This is a genomic window from Paenibacillus glucanolyticus NBRC 15330 (assembly GCF_004000885.1).
Classification (GTDB): domain Bacteria; phylum Bacillota; class Bacilli; order Paenibacillales; family Paenibacillaceae; genus Paenibacillus_AQ; species Paenibacillus_AQ glucanolyticus.
The window spans coordinates 82,843-101,331 of sequence record NZ_BIMC01000002.1; the positions used below are offsets into that span (position 1 = coordinate 82,843).

The window sequence follows — 18,489 nt, forward strand, 5'->3', positions numbered from 1 at the left end:
ACTCCTCTGAATTTACTGCATTACACTTTCGTATTATAATCCTTTTAGAGGAAGACACCATGATAAACCGTGCTGTTTGTTTGTACAATTGTGCTGTCTTACGGGAAGGAGATCAGAGCATTGGACAAAACACTGCGAGAACCGATGACGATGCCGGATCCTCAGTTTCCAATCAAGGTTCATCGTTGCGAGTTTGATGGCCGGGGACAGGTTTTATTTAACCATCATTGGCATGAGCATCTTGAAATTCTGTATTTTGTTTCGGGGGAAGCGACGCTGGAATGCGGATCGTCCACCTTCACCGCCAAGGAAGGCGATATGATCGTCATTAACCGGAATGAACTGCATTACGGGCTCAGCCAGTCGGAACATTTGTTTTATTATGCGTTAATCGCTGATTTCTCGCTGCTGCAGAGCCATTCCCTGGATGCGCCCGAGATGAAATTCATCACACCGATCACCCAGAACCGTCTGATCTTCGAGAACCGAATCAACGGGGATGATGCGCTGGCACCCATGCTATCCATTATCAAGGAGCTGGAACGGCAGGAATTCGGCTATGAGCTGGCCATCAAATCGGAGCTGTACCGGCTGCTTACGCTGCTGCTGCGAGGTTATGTCGCCACGGTTCTCACACAGGACGAATACGTGGAGCGAATGAAAAATGTGGAGCGGTTTGCGCCGATATTCAAATACATTGAAGAGCATTACCGGGACGATCTGTCCGTGGAGCTGTTATCCGGCATGGCCGGTCTCAGCCGTTTTCATTTCAGCCGGTTGTTCAAGGAGATCAGCGGCCGGACCGTGACGGAGTACGTGAATGAAACCAGGCTTAACCGGGCGGATTACCTGCTCCGCGAAAGTCCGCTTACGGTATCAGAAATTGCGGCGGCTACCGGATTCAACGATATTTATTATTTCAGCCGGACCTTCAAGAAATATAAGCGAATGGCTCCATCGGCTTTACGAAAAAAATGACATTAGACCTGCAAAGTTCTAATAACAGGTTCTATGTAGACATAAGCATAAAAGCAACATATAATGAATAATCATATTTATTGCATAAACGGGCAGAGATCATGGAGAACCCTTTTGCTTCAATGCGTACTGTATTTCAGTATGCATTCAGCAGATGCGGTTCTTTTTTAGATTTATACGTTTTTCTTAATAGATTCAGGGAGGGGAATGTCAGGTGGGCACAAGCTTATCCGCTAGGATGCGGACCCAATATTTGCAGGACATGTCGGCTAGCAAGCTGGATGTGCTGGTGATTGGCGGCGGTATCACGGGTGCGGGAATTGCTTGGGACGCCAGCTGCAGGGGGATGGCTGTCGGCTTGGTCGAGATGGGCGATTTGGCTTCGGGAACAAGCAGCAGATCGACGAAGCTGATCCATGCCGGTCTCCGGTATTTGCGGCAGGGAGAGCTTGGCTTGGTACGTGAAGCAGGCTACGAGCGGGCGCTGCTTCACCGGAGCGCTCCGCATCTTGTGGAGCCGATTCCGATGCTAATGCCTATTTATAAGAAAGGCACCTACGGTTATTTGGCCAGAGCCATCGGACTGTATCTGCATGACTGGCTGGCGGGGGTCAAGGGCAGTGAGCGGGGGACCATGTTCCGACGCGAGGGAACCCTAGCGCTGGAGCCGCTCCTTCGTAAGGAGGGGTTACGAGGCTGCGGTTATTATTATGAATATCGCACCGATGATGCACGGCTAACGGTTGAAGTGATGAAGTCTGCACGGGCCAGGGGAGCACTGATCGCGAATTACGCTAAAGTATGCGCATTTATTTATCGCGGGGGAAGAGTGGTAGGCGCTCACGTGGAGGATCAATGGAGCGGGGAAACCTATGAGGTATTCGCCAAAAAAATCGTGAATGCAACCGGTCTATGGGCAGATCAGGTCAGGCAGAAGGACAATTCGCTGAAAGGCAGGTCATTATTATTCACCAAGGGCGTTCACCTGGTGGTGGATCATGCGAAGCTCCCGATACGACAAGCTGCTTATTTTGATGTGCCCGGTGGCCGAATGATATTCGTTATTCCCAGGGAGGGCAAGACCTACATCGGAACAACCGATACCGTATACGAAGGTGCAACGGAGACGCCGGGCGTTACCGCTGAAGATCGGCGGTATCTCCTTGATGCGGTTCGTCATGCTTTCCCGGATGTCCATTTGAAGATAAGCGATATCGAAGCGGGCTGGTCTGGACTTCGTCCTCTCGTGCGCGAGGAAGGGAAGGGGCCCTCGGAGATATCCGGAAAGGACGAAATGGTTGTATCCGATTCTGGATTGATTACCATTGCAGGCGGAAAGCTGACCGGATTTCGGAAAATGGCCGAGAAGGTTGTGAACCTGGCTGCCAGACAGCTTCAAGAGGCAGATGGCACCATCTATCCTCCTTGTACAACAGACCGGGTACCGATAAGCGGCGGAGAGTTGAATGGTCTTACTTATGAGGAATTGCGAGAAATGCTGGTTAAGCAGGGGAAATCGCTTGGCATCCCGTCGGAGCTCATGCTGGGCTTGATGACCCGATACGGCTCTAATACAAAAGAGCTGCTTCATCGGATTCATGCTGCTTCGCAGGCGTCGGAATCGATGGAAATTAGAGTGCTGCGAGCAGAAATCCAGTACTCCATAGAACATGAGATGACAATAACCGCTGTTGATTTTCTGCTAAGAAGAACGGGCTGGGTGCTGTTTGACCGGCCAAGGGCCGAGAGGTTAATCGCTCCCGTAATCGAGATGATGAGGGATTATTTAGAATGGAGTCAAGAGGAAGTTGACAGACAGCTGGAGCTGCTGCAGGATCAATTGCAGTTGGCATGGGGGGCTCCTGCAGGCGACAGGACGGAGCTGTTTCCGTATCCTTTGGGTAGGGAACATGTAGAAATGGTGGACACCCAAGAGAAAGAGGAGGATTCTCCCACCATCTCAGCCATGATTCGATAATTCTGAATTATTATCATCTTGTCAAATGTAAAAGCTGGATGTAGTATAACCATATGAAGTTATAGAGCTGGGCAGAGATGATGAGAAGCCCTTTGCATAACGAACCTTTCATTTGTCATGGATGAAAGCGTTTTTAATGCGAAGTGTTTCTCTTTTTTTTGTATCCGTATGATCGCTTGTCCAAGGACTAAAGGGAATGGTGCTGTCATATGTATACATACGGATGGGGGCTGTGATTGCATAACAGAACTGATCTAACCAGAACATGTCCCATTTACGTCCCATTTACGTTTGCAGGCGGAAGTTACAGATTGAACATGCAGAGGAGAACGACAATGGATCATTTTTCAGGTTATATTTTTGATTTGGATGGTACGATCTATCTGGGGGCCGAGGCGATTGATGGGGCTGTTGAGACCATTCACTATTTGCAGGGGCTGGATAAGAAGCTGTTGTTTTTAACTAACAAAACGATTGATTCCAGAGAAAATTATTTGAAGAAATTAGCGAAGCTTGGCATTGAGGTAGAACTGAAGCATATATTGAACCCTGCACTCGTTACGATCCATTATCTTCAGAAGCATCATCCGGGTGCACAGGTCTACGTGATCGGTGAGGACATATTGAAGAATGAACTGCTGGATAACGGAATTTCATTCGCATCTACGCCGGAGGAAACCGATGTTGTGGTCGTTTCGTGGGATCGGGAGTTTCACTATCGGCATCTGGATTTCGCATATCAGGCAATTAAACACGGCGCCGATGTTATTGCAACCCATCCGGATCGAACATGTCCCATGCCCGGCGGGGATATTCCCGATTGTGGCGGCATGATTGGTGCCATCGAAGGTACAGCGGGCATCCGAATTACGACCGTCATGGGCAAGCCCTCCGTCTTGACGGCATTGACGGCACTTGATATTTTGGGAGTGAAAGCGGAAGCATGCCTGATGTCAGGGGATCGGCTGGATACGGATATTCGGATGGGAAACGAGGCGGGAATGAGTACGGCATTGGTGCTGACTGGCGTGTCGGGCAGGGATGACCTGATCGGCAGCAGCGTTACGCCTACCTACGTCCTGAATTCGGTCCACGATATTTATCTCGCAGGTCATGCCTTGGAGCAGGCAGATGAAGCAAAGTCATGATGGATATAAAAATATGCCGGGGCAACGGGAGAATTGGAGATGCTGCTGCGGCAACGAGGTGAAGACATGAGAACCAGTGTAGAAGGTGCACAGCGAATTTCGTATTGTTTGAAGCGAAGGCCCATTATCACATCATTAATGCATGCCGAAGAACTGCCCGCCGTGCTGGCAACCGAATCGAATATCGTTTTTATTCTCAAGACCGATATCTTTATGATTGAATCGATTGTCGAGCAGATTTCTGAGGCTGGCAAGCTCTCATTTGTTCATTTTGATCTCATTGAAGGAATCGGCAAAGACAAGACGGGAGTCAGGTATTTAGCCGAGAAGGCAGGTATTGACGGAATCGTTACAACAAAAAACACAGCGATCGTGGAAGCAAAAAAATTGGGCTTGTTGACAGTTCAGCGTCTGTTTGTATTTGACTCCGTCTCACTGGATAACGGAATCAAGATGATTAAGGCCTCCAATCCGGACGCAATCGAAGTTCTGCCGGGCATGGTATGTCAGCGTATTATGGACCGTATTCGTGCCGAGGTGGACGTGCCTGTCATCGCGGGAGGACTCATGATCGATTTGGAGGATTTTGATACAGCTCTGAAGAGCGGTGTAATCGGCATATCCACCTCCAGCAAAGAGTTATGGCGCTGGCAGGATGAACATATGGCATAACGAAGAGCCGCCTTAAATGACAAGGATGGGTGGAGATTAGGAATGGATGTGTTTCAACTGGATACAGGGACCATGCTGATGCGGCTGTTATTTGCTGCGCTGCTTGGCGGTTTAATCGGTTGGGAGCGCGAACGCAGAAACAAGCAGGCCGGTCTAAAAACGCATCTCTTGGTAGCCGTCGGATCAACGCTGATTATGCTGACTTCCATTTACGGGTTTGATTCAGCCCTGATCAATCATCCCAATGCGAGGTTTGATCCTGCCCGGCTGGCCGCACAAGTTGTAAGCGGTATCGGTTTTCTTGGAGCCGGGGCTATCCTGCGGCGTTCGAATCATATCATTTCAGGTCTCACCACGGCGGCAACCTTATGGGTAGCGGCGGCTATTGGTTTAAGTGTTGGTTCCGGGTTTTATTGGCCAGCGATCATAACAACGGCGATTGTTCTGGTCAGCACGCTGGTGCTGAATAAACTGGAATCGAGGTTTCTCTTTATTAAGAAATCCGGCAGCCTAAAAATCATGATTGAGACCGGGGACCGTCCGGTTCATGTCAGCACCATTACCGATTTGCTGCAAAGGGCGAACATGACCGTTGAGGGCATGATCGTCAACAACGATACATTGGAAGATGATTCAACCAAGGTGACGATGGAATTTCGGGTCTATTCGTTTAACAGCAAGGGAATTAACGGATTGTTCGAGCAGCTGTGGCAGGTTGAGGGAATTAAGCAGGTACGCATGAATTGGCGGGATTAAAGAGGGGCCGGTACCAGTTAGGTCCTTAATAGGATAAAGCAATGAATGATAACAGGGCTGAGCCCGGGTGCAAGATGGACCCGGGCGCAGCTTGTTTTGTGTTCTATTTAAAAACCGATGTGTTAAGGGCTGCGTTGCTTGCGGATTGCATGTGAGGACTATCGAAGGCTGCAATGCTGCGTGCAATGAGAAATTGGGCGGCGTAATAGGTTGTCATGATCCACACGCCGGAGTAGCGAATATCTGAAACAAACATGTTCCAGGACAGGATCGAATCCGAGATGACAAACAGCAGGCTCCCGAGCATCGCCCACCGGTTCCCGGTCATGATGGCCGACCAGAGCATAAGTGAAATGACCGTGATATAAGCGATAACCGGAATAATCAAACCGTGATCTCCATTGGCCTTAATCGAAGACACCAATTCGCTGCCCATGAATAACGAGTAGATTGCGATTGGAACGATGCTGAGGAAACGGAGGAGCGAGTAGCGCCATTGTGTGAGGAAGCCGGCCGCATAGAACAGATGTCCAATCAGAAAGGCGGTGAGACCGACCACGAACCAGATCAGTGTTCCATCACCAATCATACAGAAGAACAGCCCTATCACCAGAAGATAATGAACCTTTGATTTATATGGCGGGAATTGCCAATAAGCAAAGAGTATGATGAGCCACATCGGAATCAGCTTGAACAGCAGTTTGACCGCTAATGGCTCAGATGGAATCAAGAAAATGTAAATGACGCTCATGATCAGGATGACCAATGGCAACCCGTAACGCTTCAAAATAGTATCCTCCCTGTGAATATAGTCTTCATGCATAGACAATTCTTCGCTCCGTATCTGAATTCCTCTTTGCTCTCCGCATGAAATAGGAATGTAAAGCAAATAATGGAGATAACTTGAGTTTTGAAGGATGAGGATACCAACATGATAGGCTACCGATCTCGTAACCGCCGTAAAGCTCCAAAGAAGGATTCAGAGGAACTGGAGCTATCCTCGAAGACGAGGCCATCCGTAATTTCGGGCAATATGGAAGAACAACTGGCTCGTATACGAACTGAATCCGGAGACAGCCCGGATATCGTTATCCGCCGTTTGAAACTGGGCGGTAAGGATAATTGCGCCATCGTTTATCTGAACGGGCTTAGCGATCCCCAAATGGTCAACCATTTTGTGATGGAATCCCTGCTGCATGTAAATCCTGACCTATTGAATAAAGAAGACCCTGAAGCCATGCTGAAGCGGATCATGGAGGATGGGCTCGCGATGGGTGAATCCAGGGCCATGACCGAGTGGAATGATATTATGCTTGCCATACTGTCTGGCGATACCGCCATCCTGATCGAAGGGTCGGAAAAAGCCATCGTAGCTGGTACGCAGGGTGGCGAGTGGCGGTCTGTGACGGAGCCGACTTCACAGCTTGTTGTCCGGGGCCCGAAAGACAGCTTTGTAGAGTCCATTGCCACGAATATATCCTTGATCCGGCGGCGGATGAAATCTCCTGATCTGTGGCTGGAGACGATGAAGATCGGGTCGGTAACCCATACGCATGTGGCGATTATGTACGTTAAGGGGAAGGCAGATCCTGAGATTGTGAAAGAAATCAAAGAACGGATACACGGAATCAAAATTGAAGGGATTCTGGAGTCCGCATACATTGAAGAATTTATTCAGGACAAAACGGTGACGCCGTTTCCGACGATCTATAATACGGAGCGTCCCGATGACGCAGCTGGCAAATTGCTGGAGGGACGCATTATCGTTTTGGTTGACGGAACGCCATTTGTCCTGGTGCTCCCAACGGTATTCGTTCATTTCTTTCAGTCGCCGGAAGACTATGCACAGCGATTTGATATTGCCATTGTGATGCGGATTGTCCGCTATCTTTGCTTCATTATTTTGATCTTGGGCCCGTCGGTGTACATTGCACTCACTACGTTTCACTATGAGATGGTACCAACCTTATTGCTGATTAGTTTGGTGGCTCAGCGGGAAGGTGTGCCTTTCCCTGCCTTTGTTGAAGCAATGCTCATGGAGATTGTTTTTGAAATACTGCGGGAAGCCGGCGTGAGGATGCCGAGAGCCATCGGGCAAACCGTTTCGGTTGTGGGTGCTTTGATCCTGGGACAGGCAGTGGTAGAGGCTGGACTGATCACGCCTGCGATGGTCATCGTTGTCGCCCTGACCGGTATCGCAAGCTTTGCGATACCGGCGTACAACTTGTCCATTGCAGGCCGATTGATCCGGTTTGGATTTATGGTGCTCTCAGGCATGTTTGGCTTTTATGGGCTCACCTTGGGATTAATCGTGCTTGTTGCGCATATGAACAGTCTCCGTTCCTTCGGTGAACCTTACCTGGCGCCCATAAGCCCGTTTCGGTACAAGAGCCAGAAGGATGCCGTCCTGCGGATGCCCTTTAAAACGCTTCAGTCTGCCACTCTCACCGCTTCGGCTTCCGGATCCGGCAAGCAGGGAAACCGTTCATCGACACAGCAAGGCATCGGGGCCGGTTCGGGCACTGCAGAACAGAACAACGGCAGCGAGAGAGGGGACGGGGGCAGCAATCAGCATGCCGTCGCTCCCAGTGCCGAGGGGAATCGTAACTCAGGTTAGGAGCGATCATGAGATATGTTGAAACACAGATGGTTTGCCTTCCTTGTGCTTGGCTGCTGCCTTGCCATGATGACCGGCTGCTGGGATGCGGTGGAGTTAAACCGGCGGGCGATCGTATCCGGCATCGGTATCGATTGGATGGAGAGCAAGAGTCAGTACTTGATCTCTTTTCAAACAGTGGTTGCCGATGAGATCTCCGGAAAAGCAGGAAGAGGGGCCACACCGACATCAGTCTACCAAGCATCCGGTAAAACCGTTATTGAAGCGATGCGCAATACATCCCGAAAAGTACCGCGAATTATATCGCTGGCGCATACGGGCTTAATTGTCATATCTGATGATGTCGCGAGGAACGGCATCGTCGATTTATTTGATTATCTGGATCGGGATTCCGATATCAGGTTGACAGCTGAAATTCTGGTTGCCGGGAAGGGGCAGCGGGCCGAGGAGGTTGTCGCTGTATTGACTCCTATCGGGAAGATTACAGCCTTCGCATTGGCACAGAAGATCGATTTGACCTCCAGACAGTTAAGCGAGAACTTTCGGGTTGAAGTGGATGATGTTATCCGGGGGATGCTTACGCCTGGAGGTGGACCGATTATTAATGGTGTCATTATCGAAGGGAGCAAAGAGGGGGCAGCTAAGAAATCGAATTTGGAGAGTGCGAAGAGCGACGGGTTAGCCGTCATCTCCAATCTGGCTGTTTTCAAAGGCGGAAAACTCAAGGGCTGGATGACGAAGGAAGAGAGCCGCGGGACCGTGTGGATCAGGGATAAAATGCAAAAAACGCCATTGCATATCAAACTTGAAAATGGACAAGGTGAAGTCGCTTTCGATGTCATGCGCTCCAAGACCCGAATTGAAGCCGAACTTCAGGATCCGCTGCAGCCAATCATTCGAATTTTTGTTGAGCCGAACCTCTCGATCCGGGAAGTGAACAGCAGTATTGATCTGAGGGACCCTCATACGATGAAGATTCTTGAAGAGGCTGTCAACAAAGAGGTTGTGCGAATTTTGAAAAAAGCAGTAGAAAAAAGCAAGAGATTGGATAGTGACATTTTGGGATTCAGTCACGTAATCGAACGGACCAAACCGGCGGTCTGGCGGGAATTGAAAGACCGCTGGGATGTGATTTATCCGCGAATTCAGGTTGAATACCAAGTAAACTCAGTCGTGCGAAATTCACAGATGAGAGATCGTTCCTTTAAACACGACATCCACATCGAGTAACGAAAAGGAGGAGCCGTATGGAGAAGGTGAGAATTAGTCCGCTCCAATTCTTCTCACTGTTGGTCCTGTTTCAATTTGGAACCACGCTTGTCGTGAATCTTGGATTGCAAGCCGGTAAGGATTCATGGATCGCGATGCTGATCGGCATGATCATGGGTCTGCTGCTTTTCTCAATGAACGCTTTTCTCTACTCCCTGTTTCCCGATAAACTTCCGACTGTATATTACCGAATATTGCTCGGGAAATATTTAGGGGGATTTGTCGGATTGTCGTACGGTGTGTTCTACTTGCATACGGCTTCCAGAGATGTTGTTGACGGAGGACTTCTGGTGATGGCATCGGCAGCGCTGAAGGAGACTCCCCTGCTTATCGTAAATCTTATCATGGTGATGACGGTTGCGTACGTGCTGGGCAAAGGGATTGAGGTGCTCGCCCGTACTGCGCTGATCTTCTTAGCCGTCGTATTGATTATCGGAGGGTTTAGCTTGTTGGTCATCCTGTTTGCCGGGATTGTGGACCTGCAGCGTTTGCTGCCTGTGATGGGAGAAGGCACGGGGCCGATCTTGAAATCCGTAGTGGAGAAAAACATTCACTTTCCATTCGCGGAGCTTATTGTTGCTACAGTCTTAATGCCTGCCTTGAATCAGAAGAAAACAGGGATTAAGGCCGGTTATTTGGCGATATTATTTTGCGGTGTCATGCTGGCGCAGACCTCAGCCATTACCATTTCAGTGCTGGGAACGAATATTACCGAGCGTTCGGTATTTCCGCTGCTTACCATGGTCGGCAAGGCCAATATTTCCGAGTTTATCGAGCGAACAGAAATACTCGTGGTGATGGTATTAATCATTGGCGTGTTTTTCAAAATAAGTTTGTATTATTATGCGGCGCTGATGTGCACATCGGAGCTGTTTAAGATTCCGTACAAAAAACTAATCTATCCCTATGCTGTAATCATACTGGGGAATTCGATGGTTCTGTCGCGCTCCTATAGCGAACATCTTATGAAAGGGAGCAAGTATCTGTATACCGTGCTCCCTGTATTCACGATTGTCATTCCTGCTGTCTTGGTTATTCTGGTGATGATCCGCATCCTGGTACGGAGGATGAAATCCAAATCCAAATCCAGATCCGAACCTAATTCCAATTCAAGTCCCGCTTCGTGAGCCACATCCTATTATAAGAGGATTAGGATTGGCTTGCATGTCGGGACTTTTTCTTTTTGAAGAATTGATATACATCCGGAACGAACAATAAGATCAGCAGCAGGATAACAGTCCATTTTTCTACAATGGAGAACAGCGTGAATTTCCAATTGATGATAAAGTTAGTCCATGGGAAACCGAACAGGATGTCGGTGATTACGGTGAAGGCAAGACAGAGTGAGCCCATCAGGAAGGTGATTCCATATTTCTTCATATACATCGTTATGTCCTCGCGCTTCGTAAAGTATATACTACAGGTTCCAGAGCTTGGTTGTTTTAGTATGAGGGGTTTCTTGAATAAACATACCCTGTGGAGGATGAGTAAATGGACGATCTGGCGTCGGGTTGAAATGTTGAAATTATGCGGAATATCCGGTTTCGACATTTTCTCAAAAAATAATGCTTGCTTTTTAACTTCTGGCGTAATATACTCTTAATTACGGTGATCAACACAACACCGGCTTACATAATACGCGGTCGTGGCGGAATTGGCAGACGCGCACGGTTCAGGTCCGTGTGGGCTAACCCCCGTGGAGGTTCGAGTCCTCTCGACCGCATCCAAGAACTTAAGCTGTTTTTCAAGTGAATTTCTACTTGAAGAGCAGCTTTTTTCGTTCCTATTCAGAGAGAAATCGCGTTATACTAAAGATGAGAGTGTGTTCTTCATTTGGGTGAAATTGATGGAGTTGGATATATAGTATAGAGGACCCGTTAACCGTTGTAGCCGATTAATACTTTGAATGCAAGGGGTGTGATCATATGATAAAACCTCGAATTGGGTTTGGCTTTATTTTACTGCTGCTTATCGTTGTGGGCCTGGTTGCAGGCTGCCAGCCATCGGATGGAGGGGATGGGGCCCAAGCTCCGGTGCCGGAGCAATCCCCGAATGCTCCGAACAGAGCTAACCCTGAGGGAGAATCTCCTGCCAACTCGAATCATGCTGCGGGTGAAGCTGATGACGCCGGAGATCATAGTGCCGATGCAGAACAGAATCATACGAATGACCAGCAAGCTTCGGCCTTACAGCCCGATGTGGATTTAGCGGATGTGACGGCAGTCAGGCTGGTTAATCATAAAACGGGATGGATAGGCGGAGAAGGCTGGATTGCATATAGTGATAACGGTGGTACGGAATGGGAGGTTCAAGCTCAGCTGAAGGGAACCGTGCGTCAAATCTTTGCACTGAACGGCAAGCAGGCTTGGACCGTTATGGAGAATAACGATCTCTACCGCACAACCAATGGCGGGCAGACATGGGACCGGATTGGAAGCACGCCGAATGGGGATTTTCTCCATTTCATATCACCAGAAAGTGGATTCAGTGGTCAGGCCATAACAGAGGATGGAGGAAAGACCTGGAGCGAAATGGATATACCGGATACAACCTTAGGCGAGGATTATTTTCATGAGTATTCAACGGGCTATGCAGGGGAGCCGATGGATGATAAATCGCTTTGAATTGTGAAAAACCGCCGGTGAGGGTTTTCTCAAAATGAGAAAAAGCAGACGGGGAAGCGAATGGTTTCCTTGTCTGCTTTTTTGCTGCACTGCATCTTGGGCAGGGGGTTGTAGAATGTGGAGCTTGGCAATTGATTTTTACGTTTACGGAAACTCTTTGAATACAATGCGGGAGCCAGCCCACCGCCCGGCTGTAATTCCGAATAAACCGAAGAAGGCAACCAGAACTATCAGATCGTAAGAGTGCCAGCCTATCAGAAATCCGATGCCGCTGCCCATCGTAGTTCCGGCCAATAATCCCAATGCCCCGCCAATTTCCTTATGGCGCAACTTCATGCGTGAGTCACCTCCATTCTGGATGCCGCGATTCTCGATGTTACTTGTATTCCCTGATCTCTTCCAAATATGCCATAACAAAAAATAAGCCCAGCCAAGCCGGATCAAATCCGGCCTGCTGGGCGTTTGGTTCGTCATCTTAAGTATGGTTATTAAAAATCATGATAACTTCATTTAGGAGAATCTTGCTTCAATGCGCAATCTGCGAACAGAACAGATTTAGGGATACGGAAGAACTGTTCCGCTTTTTCCTGAAATGCCGCGGATGGTACGGTGCCTTGATGCAGCCATTTGCGGAACGTGCCGGGATGGACGCCGATCCAGCGGCTGACATCGCTTACCGACAAATCATGAACCATGCACAGGCCTGTCAGAATCCGATTGCTAACCGGAGAACGTGTCAGGGTGCGTTTCATGAAGCGGGAAGGTGCAGGCTGACAGATCAATGGTGATTTCTCCAGCAGTTCTTCTCTGAAGAGGATATGACGGGGATAACCCAAGTAGCTGCAGGCTTTCTCCAGGTTGTTTTTTCCGGGAACGCGTCCCTCATACACCCAGGCACTGACACTACGGGAGGATACTCCCAGTTCTTCGGCCAATTGTGACAGCTTGATGTCGTTGGCCATAAGTATGGCTAGCAGGACGCGGTTACGAATTTGGCAGCGGGTCGGCCGGCGAAAGCGCTTGACTCGCACACCTTTCCCCAAATATTTACGATTGATCAGGGACCACGCCTCTATGGAGTGTTTTTCTTGCTGCAGTTGTGTAGGCATAATTCCTCCGATTTTTTTAACACAATACTACAATATTCGACACTCACTTTTCAATAGCCAATCGTTAAACATTTGTTTCCATTTCGTTGTTACGTGATTTGTAAGGGCAGTGTAATAGTCTGAAAGTCCTGGTTTAACAATTTGTTTACAGATGTTATTGTTCGTCTTTTAGCCATTATATTATTTTATATCAGTATTTATTATTTGTTTATGCTTAAAACACGAACGATAAACATGATTGTGTTTGACATATTCGTAATTAGAGTTTATATTAACTGTGGTTGTTGAAGTTGAATGATGCTTATTCGTATATCCCTGATAATAAGGTTCAGGGGTTTCTACAAGGGACCTTAAATTCCTGACTACGAGCAGGATGCGCAAGCATACCTATTCGAAGCAGGATTTTTTTGTGCCTGGAGTCGGTGTGCAAGAGTACAGTCAAACACACAGGGGGATATGATGAGCAAATATGATGTTATCGTGGTTGGCGCCGGACCGGCGGGAATATTCGCGTGTTATGAACTGACATTGAAATCACCGGGCAGCAAGGTGCTGCTGGTGGACAAGGGGCATGATATTTACCGGAGAAGCTGCCCGATTCTGGAGGAGAAAATCAAGCTCTGTCCGCCAGCCATAGGGCGCAAAGAATTTGCCGGATGTCTGCCGGCTTGCTCGATTACGGCTGGTTTTGGCGGAGCTGGGGCATACAGTGACGGCAAATTCAACATAACGACAGAGTTTGGCGGCTGGATGACTGATTATTTGCCTGGCTCCAAGGTAATGGAGCTTATTCAATATGTGGATGCCATTAATCTGGAGCATGGAGCGACACCGGCGATTACGGATCCAACCACGAATGCGATTCGGGATATTGAGCAGCGAGGATATGCGGCCGGACTTAAGCTGCTTCGCGCTCAGGTAAGACATCTTGGAACCGAACAAAATTTGGAGATTCTGAAATCGATCTACGAATATTTGAAGACCAGGGTCGATATGGCCTTCCGGGCAGAGGTCGAGGATCTGGTTACCGTCAAAGAAGACGGAACGTACCGCGTTACCGGCATTGCAATGAAGGGCGGAGAGGTTCATGAGGCGAATTTGGTTATGGTTGCCCCGGGACGAGACGGCTCTGCCTGGTTGACCAGCATATTAAAAAAACGCAGATTGAAAATGCATAACAACCAAGTGGATGTGGGCGTGCGTGTTGAAACCTCCGACGTAGTCATGAGAGAAATTAATGAGCACTTGTATGAAGGCAAATTCATCTTTAATACCTCGGTTGGAACCCGCGTGAGAACGTTCTGCAGCAATCCTTCGGGTCATGTTGTCGTTGAGAACCACAGCGGTGTGATGGCAGCCAACGGCCATTCCTATAAGGATCCGGCATTAGGCTCGGCCAATACGAACTTTGCGCTGCTGGTGTCCCATAAGTTCACGGAGCCGTTTGACAAGCCTAACGAATACGCGCGGGAAATCTGCAAGCGGGCTAACGATTTATCCAGCGGCGGTGTTATTGTACAGAAATACGGAGACGTGCTGCGCGGCCGAAGATCAACCGAAGGGAGAATCCGCGAAGGTTTTCTGGAGCCGACTCTTAAGGAAGCAGTCCCCGGAGATCTGGGCTTGGTTCTGCCCTACAACACGATGAAGAGCCTGATTGAGATGGTTGAAGCGCTGGATAAAGTCACGCCGGGCATTGCATCCGAGCACACACTGTTCTACGGGGTAGAGGCGAAGTTCTACTCCGCTCGGCCGAAGCTGACGGAGTCCTTCGAGACGGAGATCAAGGGTCTATTCTGTGGTGGCGATGGAGCCGGAATTACGAGGGGACTTGCTCAAGCCGGGGCGGCGGGCATATGGATTGCCCAGAACATGCTGAGCCGTCTAAGTTCATGATATCAATGACAATTATCAATAACAGGAAGTTCTATCAGGAGCGCGTTCCGGCAGCAGCCGGACGATGCTCCTGTTTTGTTTTCTCGGGCTCCGTATCGGGACGGTTTACCGGCCTGCATGTAGGTGAGAGCGATTTCTTTTTTTGGACGAACGGGTTATGATAGATACGGGAGAATTACATAAACGCGAGAGATGGAGGAACGGGCGATGATTAAACATATTGTGTTTTTTAAATTGAAGGAGCCGACGGCTGAGAATATTGAGAAAACGGTTCAGGTGCTGCGCGACATGGATGGGAAGATCCCGATGCTCAGATCCATAGAAGCGGGGGCTGATGTTATTCGCTCCGAGCGCTCTTATGATTTGGCTTTAATAGTTGAAGTGGATAACCTTGAAGATCTGCAGGCTTATGCCGTTCATCCTGTTCATCAGGAAGTCATCCGTTACATTAATACGGTGAAAGATCATACGCTTAGCGTCGATTTTGAAGTGTAGGCGGTTTACAATAGACATACAACAACAGGCTGGAGGAGATTTGCCGTGTATTATGTGAATCAAGAGCAAATTGAACGGCGGCTGAAAGCGATCCCTGAAATAGCTGAAGGATTGCGGACTGCGGCGCAATCATGGGATGGGGGCCTGGTGCTTGGCTTGGTACAGGAGCGCGGGCTTCATCTGGCGATTGAGGTCGTTACGGATGTCGGAAGTTATCTGATTGATGGGTTTATTATGCGGGATGCCAGCAGCTATGAGGATATTATGGACATCAACCATGAGGAAAAGGTGTTCCCTCATGAGGTTCATACCGTGCTGCTGGAGCTGGTCAGACTGCGTAAACCGCTCGTTCAGGACTACTATGAATGGGACAGGCATACACTTCATCCTTTAACTGCCGCTCTGCCTGATGTGCTGGAGCAGTTTGCTGAGAACGTACGCCATTATCTGAAAAATGAAATGTATTAACTGCTTGCTGTATCTCTTTAGAAGCAGTTCCCATGTTAGTTAATATAGGCTCGACTCTATAACTATTTGCAGCAGACCGCCAAGAATCCCTTGAGCGGTCTGTTTCTATGTGGGGATCCATCCATAAACACACGTTGTCTGAAGCCCTGCGGATTCCGGTTTTGTTCCTTGCCGGAAATAAAAAAACTTGTGATGTTGTGTCAATACAAGCCCATCCTGCTTATAATGCATCAAGCGACTAGGCATTCGCCCGGTCGGACGAAAGGAGGAGTTCCCTATGACAGAGTGGAGTGCGCTGGTGGCTGGCGTCGGCATCGTTCTGATTGCGGTAGCAGCGATCATCGTGATGCTGTCGATGAAGAAACTGCTGAACCGGACCGAGGCCATGCTGAGCAGGCTTGAGGAAGACAGTACTCAATTAGCACAGGAGGCCTCGCAGGTGCTCCGGCAAACGTCTGTCTCTTTAGAGATGATTCAGCGTCAGCTGGCAGCTGGCGAGGCTTTTGCCGCTTCCATGACTGATGCTGCATCGGCGGTAGCCAAGACGGCAGATACCGTTCACGCCGTAGGGAAAAAAGCCTCCATCACCGCCATTGAGCATTTGGAACGTGCACGCCTCGATAATGAACGTCAAATCGGGGAGATGTTCCGATGGGTTGATGCCGGGATGACACTCTGGCATTCATGGAGCAGGTACACCTCCAAGTCCGGCGAAGGGCAGGCCAAATAGAAGGAGAGATGGGATATGAAAGAGAAGGGCAAAGGACTCCTCTGGGGAGTATTGATCGGCAGTGTTGCAGGTTCCGTTACAGCGCTTCTTCTGGCTCCGAAATCCGGCAAAGAGCTTCGAGGGGATATTGCTGACGGCGCCCGGGGTATCGGCAGCAAGGTTCAGGAGGTAGCGGAGAAGGTAGGAGAGCAAGGTGTTAATCTGATTGGGATCATGACCGATCGGGCAGAGAACGTAATCTCCGACATTCAGTCATGGCGTAACCGGCAAGAGAGCTGGCTGGCTGAAGAAGAAGTTGCGCAGGTCTCTTCATTTGATGACGAGGATTTTGAAGAAGAGCCGTTTGCGTCCTACACTTCGGATGTGAAGGTCAACGATTAATAAGAGTTTAGCATTCGGTATCTAGCGCATCATTCATGAGGATAAGCAATATGCCAAAATACATGAAAGCCGGTGTCTCATTTGAGACCCCGGCTTTGCTGTGAATTGGAGATGAGAGATGATATTAATGCCCCTTGTTCCTGTAATGAAAATACGGCGAACGGATTTCGTTATTATAGGATTTATGAAAAATATGCGTTGTCGCTGGTGAGACTGGAGGGATCAACCAGCTCCAATCCCCGGTAAGCTCACGCTTCGCCTGCTCTTCCCGTCGTTCAAACAAGCCGAACTGGGTTGCCGCCGTATGGTGATCTACGATGCTGACGCCTGCTTTTTTGAAGGAATAGAGCACGGCATAATTCAGTTCAACCAGTGCGCGATCCCGCCACAAGGTGGATTCGCTGGACGTATCCTGCCCCATAAGCTCGGCAATAAGCGGAAGTTTGTTGTAACGTTCCTTATCTGCCAAGTTGCGTGCTCCAATCTCGGTTCCCATATACCAGCCATTAAACGGGGCGGCCGTATACATAATTCCGCCGATCTCCAGCAGCATATCCGATATGATGGGCACCCCGTACCATTTTAACCCCTGGTCGATAAGGTCCGGCAGTTCCGGATGCTCCAAGGAAACCTCCAGTACAGAGGAGTGTGGAATCGACAGCCATTCCGGCGGTTCGTTGCCTTGCTGAACAACGAGCGGCAGGACATCATGATGGGTCAAATCACCTTGCCACCCAAGCTCCATGCATTCCTTCGTGAAGGATATGGAAGCCGGGTCACCTACTGTACCGTCAGGCGTTTCGTAGCCCGCATATCGTATTAATTGATGGTTTTTGATCGTGAGCGGGGGTTCACCTGGACGGGATGGTCGGAAAATCGTAATGGTCGGTACGATCTTTCCGCCATTGGTGGCATTCTCGATATGCCGGATAAGCTCCGAAAAGATGTCAGAAGTCTTGCTCAAGTGTCTGGCATCGGTTACTTTGAGCCGATCCCAGAATAATCTGCCGATGCAGCGGTTGCTGTTTCGCCAGGCCATTTTAGCTCCGTGCGTCAGCTCCTCTGACGTATGCTCATATGTACCTGTGAGCTCGATCTGTGAGCGGATGTCCATGAGCCGGGATTCCGCTTCTTCCTGAGTCCGGTTTAGTTCTGCATAACAGAGCCCGATAAATTGTTCCGCCGACTTCATAAGTTCGGATGGATGTATGTTGTCATTCACGTGATATTCTCCTTTACTATGCGCACTCATTATAGTATAAACTACCCACGTTTGACGAATAGCACAAGAGTCCTACAATTGCATGAACAAAGTAAGAGGAGGGCTCTACAGCGGCGTCCTCATTGAAGACAAAGGTAAATTGGGGT

At 49.1% G+C, this 18,489-nt stretch carries 20 protein-coding genes, 1 tRNA gene and 1 riboswitch; of the genes, 16 read left to right on the plus strand and 5 right to left on the minus strand.

The genetic code is table 11. The features are described from left to right. Positions 1–120 precede the first annotated feature (120 nt). The 5 genes from PGL02S_RS04105 (at position 121) to PGL02S_RS04125 (ending at position 5,532) form a co-directional block, all read left to right on the plus strand. Complete coding sequence (locus tag PGL02S_RS04105) at positions 121–978, plus strand: helix-turn-helix domain-containing protein (protein ID WP_036641530.1); 858 nt, start codon at positions 121–123, stop codon at positions 976–978. Between the two features lie 214 nt (positions 979–1,192). Then, a complete protein-coding gene (locus PGL02S_RS04110; RefSeq protein WP_006211759.1) occupies positions 1,193–2,956 on the plus strand; it encodes a glycerol-3-phosphate dehydrogenase/oxidase in 1,764 nt (587 codons plus the stop codon). A 335-nt stretch (positions 2,957–3,291) separates the two neighbouring features. Beyond that, complete coding sequence (locus PGL02S_RS04115; RefSeq protein WP_006211758.1) at positions 3,292–4,104, plus strand: HAD-IIA family hydrolase; 813 nt, start codon at positions 3,292–3,294, stop codon at positions 4,102–4,104. A gap of 66 nt (positions 4,105–4,170) precedes the next feature. Further along, a complete protein-coding gene (locus PGL02S_RS04120) occupies positions 4,171–4,776 on the plus strand; it encodes a glycerol-3-phosphate responsive antiterminator (protein WP_036641597.1) in 606 nt (201 codons plus the stop codon). A 42-nt stretch (positions 4,777–4,818) separates the two neighbouring features. Beyond that, on the plus strand, positions 4,819–5,532 hold the full coding sequence (locus tag PGL02S_RS04125; RefSeq protein ID WP_006211755.1) for an MgtC/SapB family protein: 714 nt from the start codon (positions 4,819–4,821) through the stop codon (positions 5,530–5,532). Positions 5,533–5,635: 103 nt separating this feature from the next. On the opposite strand, the gene PGL02S_RS04130 is transcribed toward PGL02S_RS04125, so the two are convergent. Further along, positions 5,636–6,319 (minus strand): lysoplasmalogenase, encoded by a 684-nt coding sequence (locus PGL02S_RS04130; RefSeq protein ID WP_036641532.1) that lies wholly within the window; start codon positions 6,317–6,319, stop codon positions 5,636–5,638. Between the two features lie 144 nt (positions 6,320–6,463). Here PGL02S_RS04130 and PGL02S_RS04135 point away from each other — a divergent pair, with 144 nt between their 5' ends. From PGL02S_RS04135 to PGL02S_RS04145, 3 genes are read left to right on the plus strand one after another with little or no spacing between them, the layout of a single operon-like run. Further along, entirely contained in the window at positions 6,464–8,149 is a 1,686-nt protein-coding gene (locus PGL02S_RS04135) for a spore germination protein (protein ID WP_036641599.1), read from the plus strand. A gap of 15 nt (positions 8,150–8,164) precedes the next feature. Further along, on the plus strand, positions 8,165–9,379 hold the full coding sequence (locus PGL02S_RS04140; protein WP_006211752.1) for a Ger(x)C family spore germination protein: 1,215 nt from the start codon (positions 8,165–8,167) through the stop codon (positions 9,377–9,379). Between the two features lie 17 nt (positions 9,380–9,396). After that, positions 9,397–10,545 (plus strand): GerAB/ArcD/ProY family transporter, encoded by a 1,149-nt coding sequence (locus PGL02S_RS04145; RefSeq protein ID WP_051449250.1) that lies wholly within the window; start codon positions 9,397–9,399, stop codon positions 10,543–10,545. 22 nt (positions 10,546–10,567) lie between these two features. On the opposite strand, the gene PGL02S_RS04150 is transcribed toward PGL02S_RS04145, so the two are convergent. Continuing rightward, positions 10,568–10,804, minus strand: coding sequence for a hypothetical protein (locus tag PGL02S_RS04150; RefSeq protein WP_006211749.1), 237 nt, complete (start codon positions 10,802–10,804; stop codon positions 10,568–10,570). A 253-nt stretch (positions 10,805–11,057) separates the two neighbouring features. Here PGL02S_RS04150 and PGL02S_RS04155 point away from each other — a divergent pair. Both PGL02S_RS04155 and PGL02S_RS04160 read left to right on the plus strand, forming a co-directional pair. Further along, positions 11,058–11,141, plus strand: a tRNA-Leu gene (locus PGL02S_RS04155). Between the two features lie 202 nt (positions 11,142–11,343). Further along, on the plus strand, positions 11,344–12,042 hold the full coding sequence (locus tag PGL02S_RS04160) for a WD40/YVTN/BNR-like repeat-containing protein (RefSeq protein WP_051449251.1): 699 nt from the start codon (positions 11,344–11,346) through the stop codon (positions 12,040–12,042). A gap of 144 nt (positions 12,043–12,186) precedes the next feature. On the opposite strand, the gene PGL02S_RS28670 is transcribed toward PGL02S_RS04160, so the two are convergent. Both PGL02S_RS28670 and PGL02S_RS04170 read right to left on the minus strand, forming a co-directional pair. After that, positions 12,187–12,516: a hypothetical protein gene (locus PGL02S_RS28670; RefSeq protein WP_231888225.1), complete on the minus strand. Its 330-nt coding sequence runs from the start codon at positions 12,514–12,516 to the stop codon at positions 12,187–12,189. 32 nt (positions 12,517–12,548) lie between these two features. Continuing rightward, positions 12,549–13,151, minus strand: a complete 603-nt coding sequence (locus tag PGL02S_RS04170; protein ID WP_036641533.1) for a helix-turn-helix domain-containing protein — start codon at positions 13,149–13,151, stop codon at positions 12,549–12,551. Positions 13,152–13,436: 285 nt separating this feature from the next. Next, a riboswitch (purine riboswitch) is annotated at positions 13,437–13,536 on the plus strand. 74 nt (positions 13,537–13,610) lie between these two features. On the opposite strand from PGL02S_RS04170, the gene PGL02S_RS04175 reads away from it, so the two are divergent. From PGL02S_RS04175 to PGL02S_RS04195, 6 genes are all read left to right on the plus strand, one after another. Next, the gene (locus PGL02S_RS04175) at positions 13,611–15,047 is read left to right on the plus strand and encodes an NAD(P)/FAD-dependent oxidoreductase (RefSeq protein WP_036641534.1); all 1,437 of its coding nucleotides are present in this window, start codon (positions 13,611–13,613) and stop codon (positions 15,045–15,047) included. A 5-nt stretch (positions 15,048–15,052) separates the two neighbouring features. After that, positions 15,053–15,208, plus strand: coding sequence for a hypothetical protein (locus PGL02S_RS28050; RefSeq protein ID WP_155984616.1), 156 nt, complete (start codon positions 15,053–15,055; stop codon positions 15,206–15,208). A gap of 46 nt (positions 15,209–15,254) precedes the next feature. Then, entirely contained in the window at positions 15,255–15,542 is a 288-nt protein-coding gene (locus PGL02S_RS04180; protein ID WP_006211743.1) for a Dabb family protein, read from the plus strand. A 45-nt stretch (positions 15,543–15,587) separates the two neighbouring features. Further along, positions 15,588–16,010: a DUF86 domain-containing protein gene (locus PGL02S_RS04185; RefSeq protein WP_036641536.1), complete on the plus strand. Its 423-nt coding sequence runs from the start codon at positions 15,588–15,590 to the stop codon at positions 16,008–16,010. 277 nt (positions 16,011–16,287) lie between these two features. After that, the gene (locus PGL02S_RS04190) at positions 16,288–16,740 is read left to right on the plus strand and encodes a DUF948 domain-containing protein (protein WP_036641537.1); all 453 of its coding nucleotides are present in this window, start codon (positions 16,288–16,290) and stop codon (positions 16,738–16,740) included. Between the two features lie 15 nt (positions 16,741–16,755). Then, positions 16,756–17,121: a YtxH domain-containing protein gene (locus tag PGL02S_RS04195; protein WP_006211740.1), complete on the plus strand. Its 366-nt coding sequence runs from the start codon at positions 16,756–16,758 to the stop codon at positions 17,119–17,121. Between the two features lie 124 nt (positions 17,122–17,245). Here PGL02S_RS04195 and PGL02S_RS04200 read toward each other — a convergent pair whose 3' ends face one another. Beyond that, complete coding sequence (locus tag PGL02S_RS04200) at positions 17,246–18,373, minus strand: nitric oxide synthase oxygenase (RefSeq protein WP_051449252.1); 1,128 nt, start codon at positions 18,371–18,373, stop codon at positions 17,246–17,248. Positions 18,374–18,489: the final 116 nt, after the last annotated feature.

What these genes read in the sequence shown, in the direction of transcription:
- PGL02S_RS04115 (WP_006211758.1), top strand. Translation starts at nt 3,292, where the DNA reads ATGGATCATTTTTCAGGTTATATTTTTGATTTGGATGGTACGATCTAT.
- PGL02S_RS04120 (WP_036641597.1), top strand. Translation starts at nt 4,171, where the DNA reads ATGAGAACCAGTGTAGAAGGTGCACAGCGAATTTCGTATTGTTTGAAG.
- PGL02S_RS04125 (WP_006211755.1), top strand. Translation starts at nt 4,819, where the DNA reads ATGGATGTGTTTCAACTGGATACAGGGACCATGCTGATGCGGCTGTTA.
- PGL02S_RS04135 (WP_036641599.1), top strand. Translation starts at nt 6,464, where the DNA reads ATGATAGGCTACCGATCTCGTAACCGCCGTAAAGCTCCAAAGAAGGAT.
- PGL02S_RS04140 (WP_006211752.1), top strand. Translation starts at nt 8,165, where the DNA reads ATGTTGAAACACAGATGGTTTGCCTTCCTTGTGCTTGGCTGCTGCCTT.
- PGL02S_RS04145 (WP_051449250.1), top strand. Translation starts at nt 9,397, where the DNA reads ATGGAGAAGGTGAGAATTAGTCCGCTCCAATTCTTCTCACTGTTGGTC.
- PGL02S_RS04150 (WP_006211749.1), bottom strand. Translation starts at nt 10,804, where the DNA reads ATGTATATGAAGAAATATGGAATCACCTTCCTGATGGGCTCACTCTGT.
- PGL02S_RS04160 (WP_051449251.1), top strand. Translation starts at nt 11,344, where the DNA reads ATGATAAAACCTCGAATTGGGTTTGGCTTTATTTTACTGCTGCTTATC.
- PGL02S_RS28670 (WP_231888225.1), bottom strand. Translation starts at nt 12,516, where the DNA reads ATGACGAACCAAACGCCCAGCAGGCCGGATTTGATCCGGCTTGGCTGG.
- PGL02S_RS04170 (WP_036641533.1), bottom strand. Translation starts at nt 13,151, where the DNA reads ATGCCTACACAACTGCAGCAAGAAAAACACTCCATAGAGGCGTGGTCC.
- PGL02S_RS04175 (WP_036641534.1), top strand. Translation starts at nt 13,611, where the DNA reads ATGAGCAAATATGATGTTATCGTGGTTGGCGCCGGACCGGCGGGAATA.
- PGL02S_RS28050 (WP_155984616.1), top strand. Translation starts at nt 15,053, where the DNA reads ATGACAATTATCAATAACAGGAAGTTCTATCAGGAGCGCGTTCCGGCA.
- PGL02S_RS04180 (WP_006211743.1), top strand. Translation starts at nt 15,255, where the DNA reads ATGATTAAACATATTGTGTTTTTTAAATTGAAGGAGCCGACGGCTGAG.
- PGL02S_RS04190 (WP_036641537.1), top strand. Translation starts at nt 16,288, where the DNA reads ATGACAGAGTGGAGTGCGCTGGTGGCTGGCGTCGGCATCGTTCTGATT.
- PGL02S_RS04195 (WP_006211740.1), top strand. Translation starts at nt 16,756, where the DNA reads ATGAAAGAGAAGGGCAAAGGACTCCTCTGGGGAGTATTGATCGGCAGT.
- PGL02S_RS04200 (WP_051449252.1), bottom strand. Translation starts at nt 18,373, where the DNA reads ATGAGTGCGCATAGTAAAGGAGAATATCACGTGAATGACAACATACAT.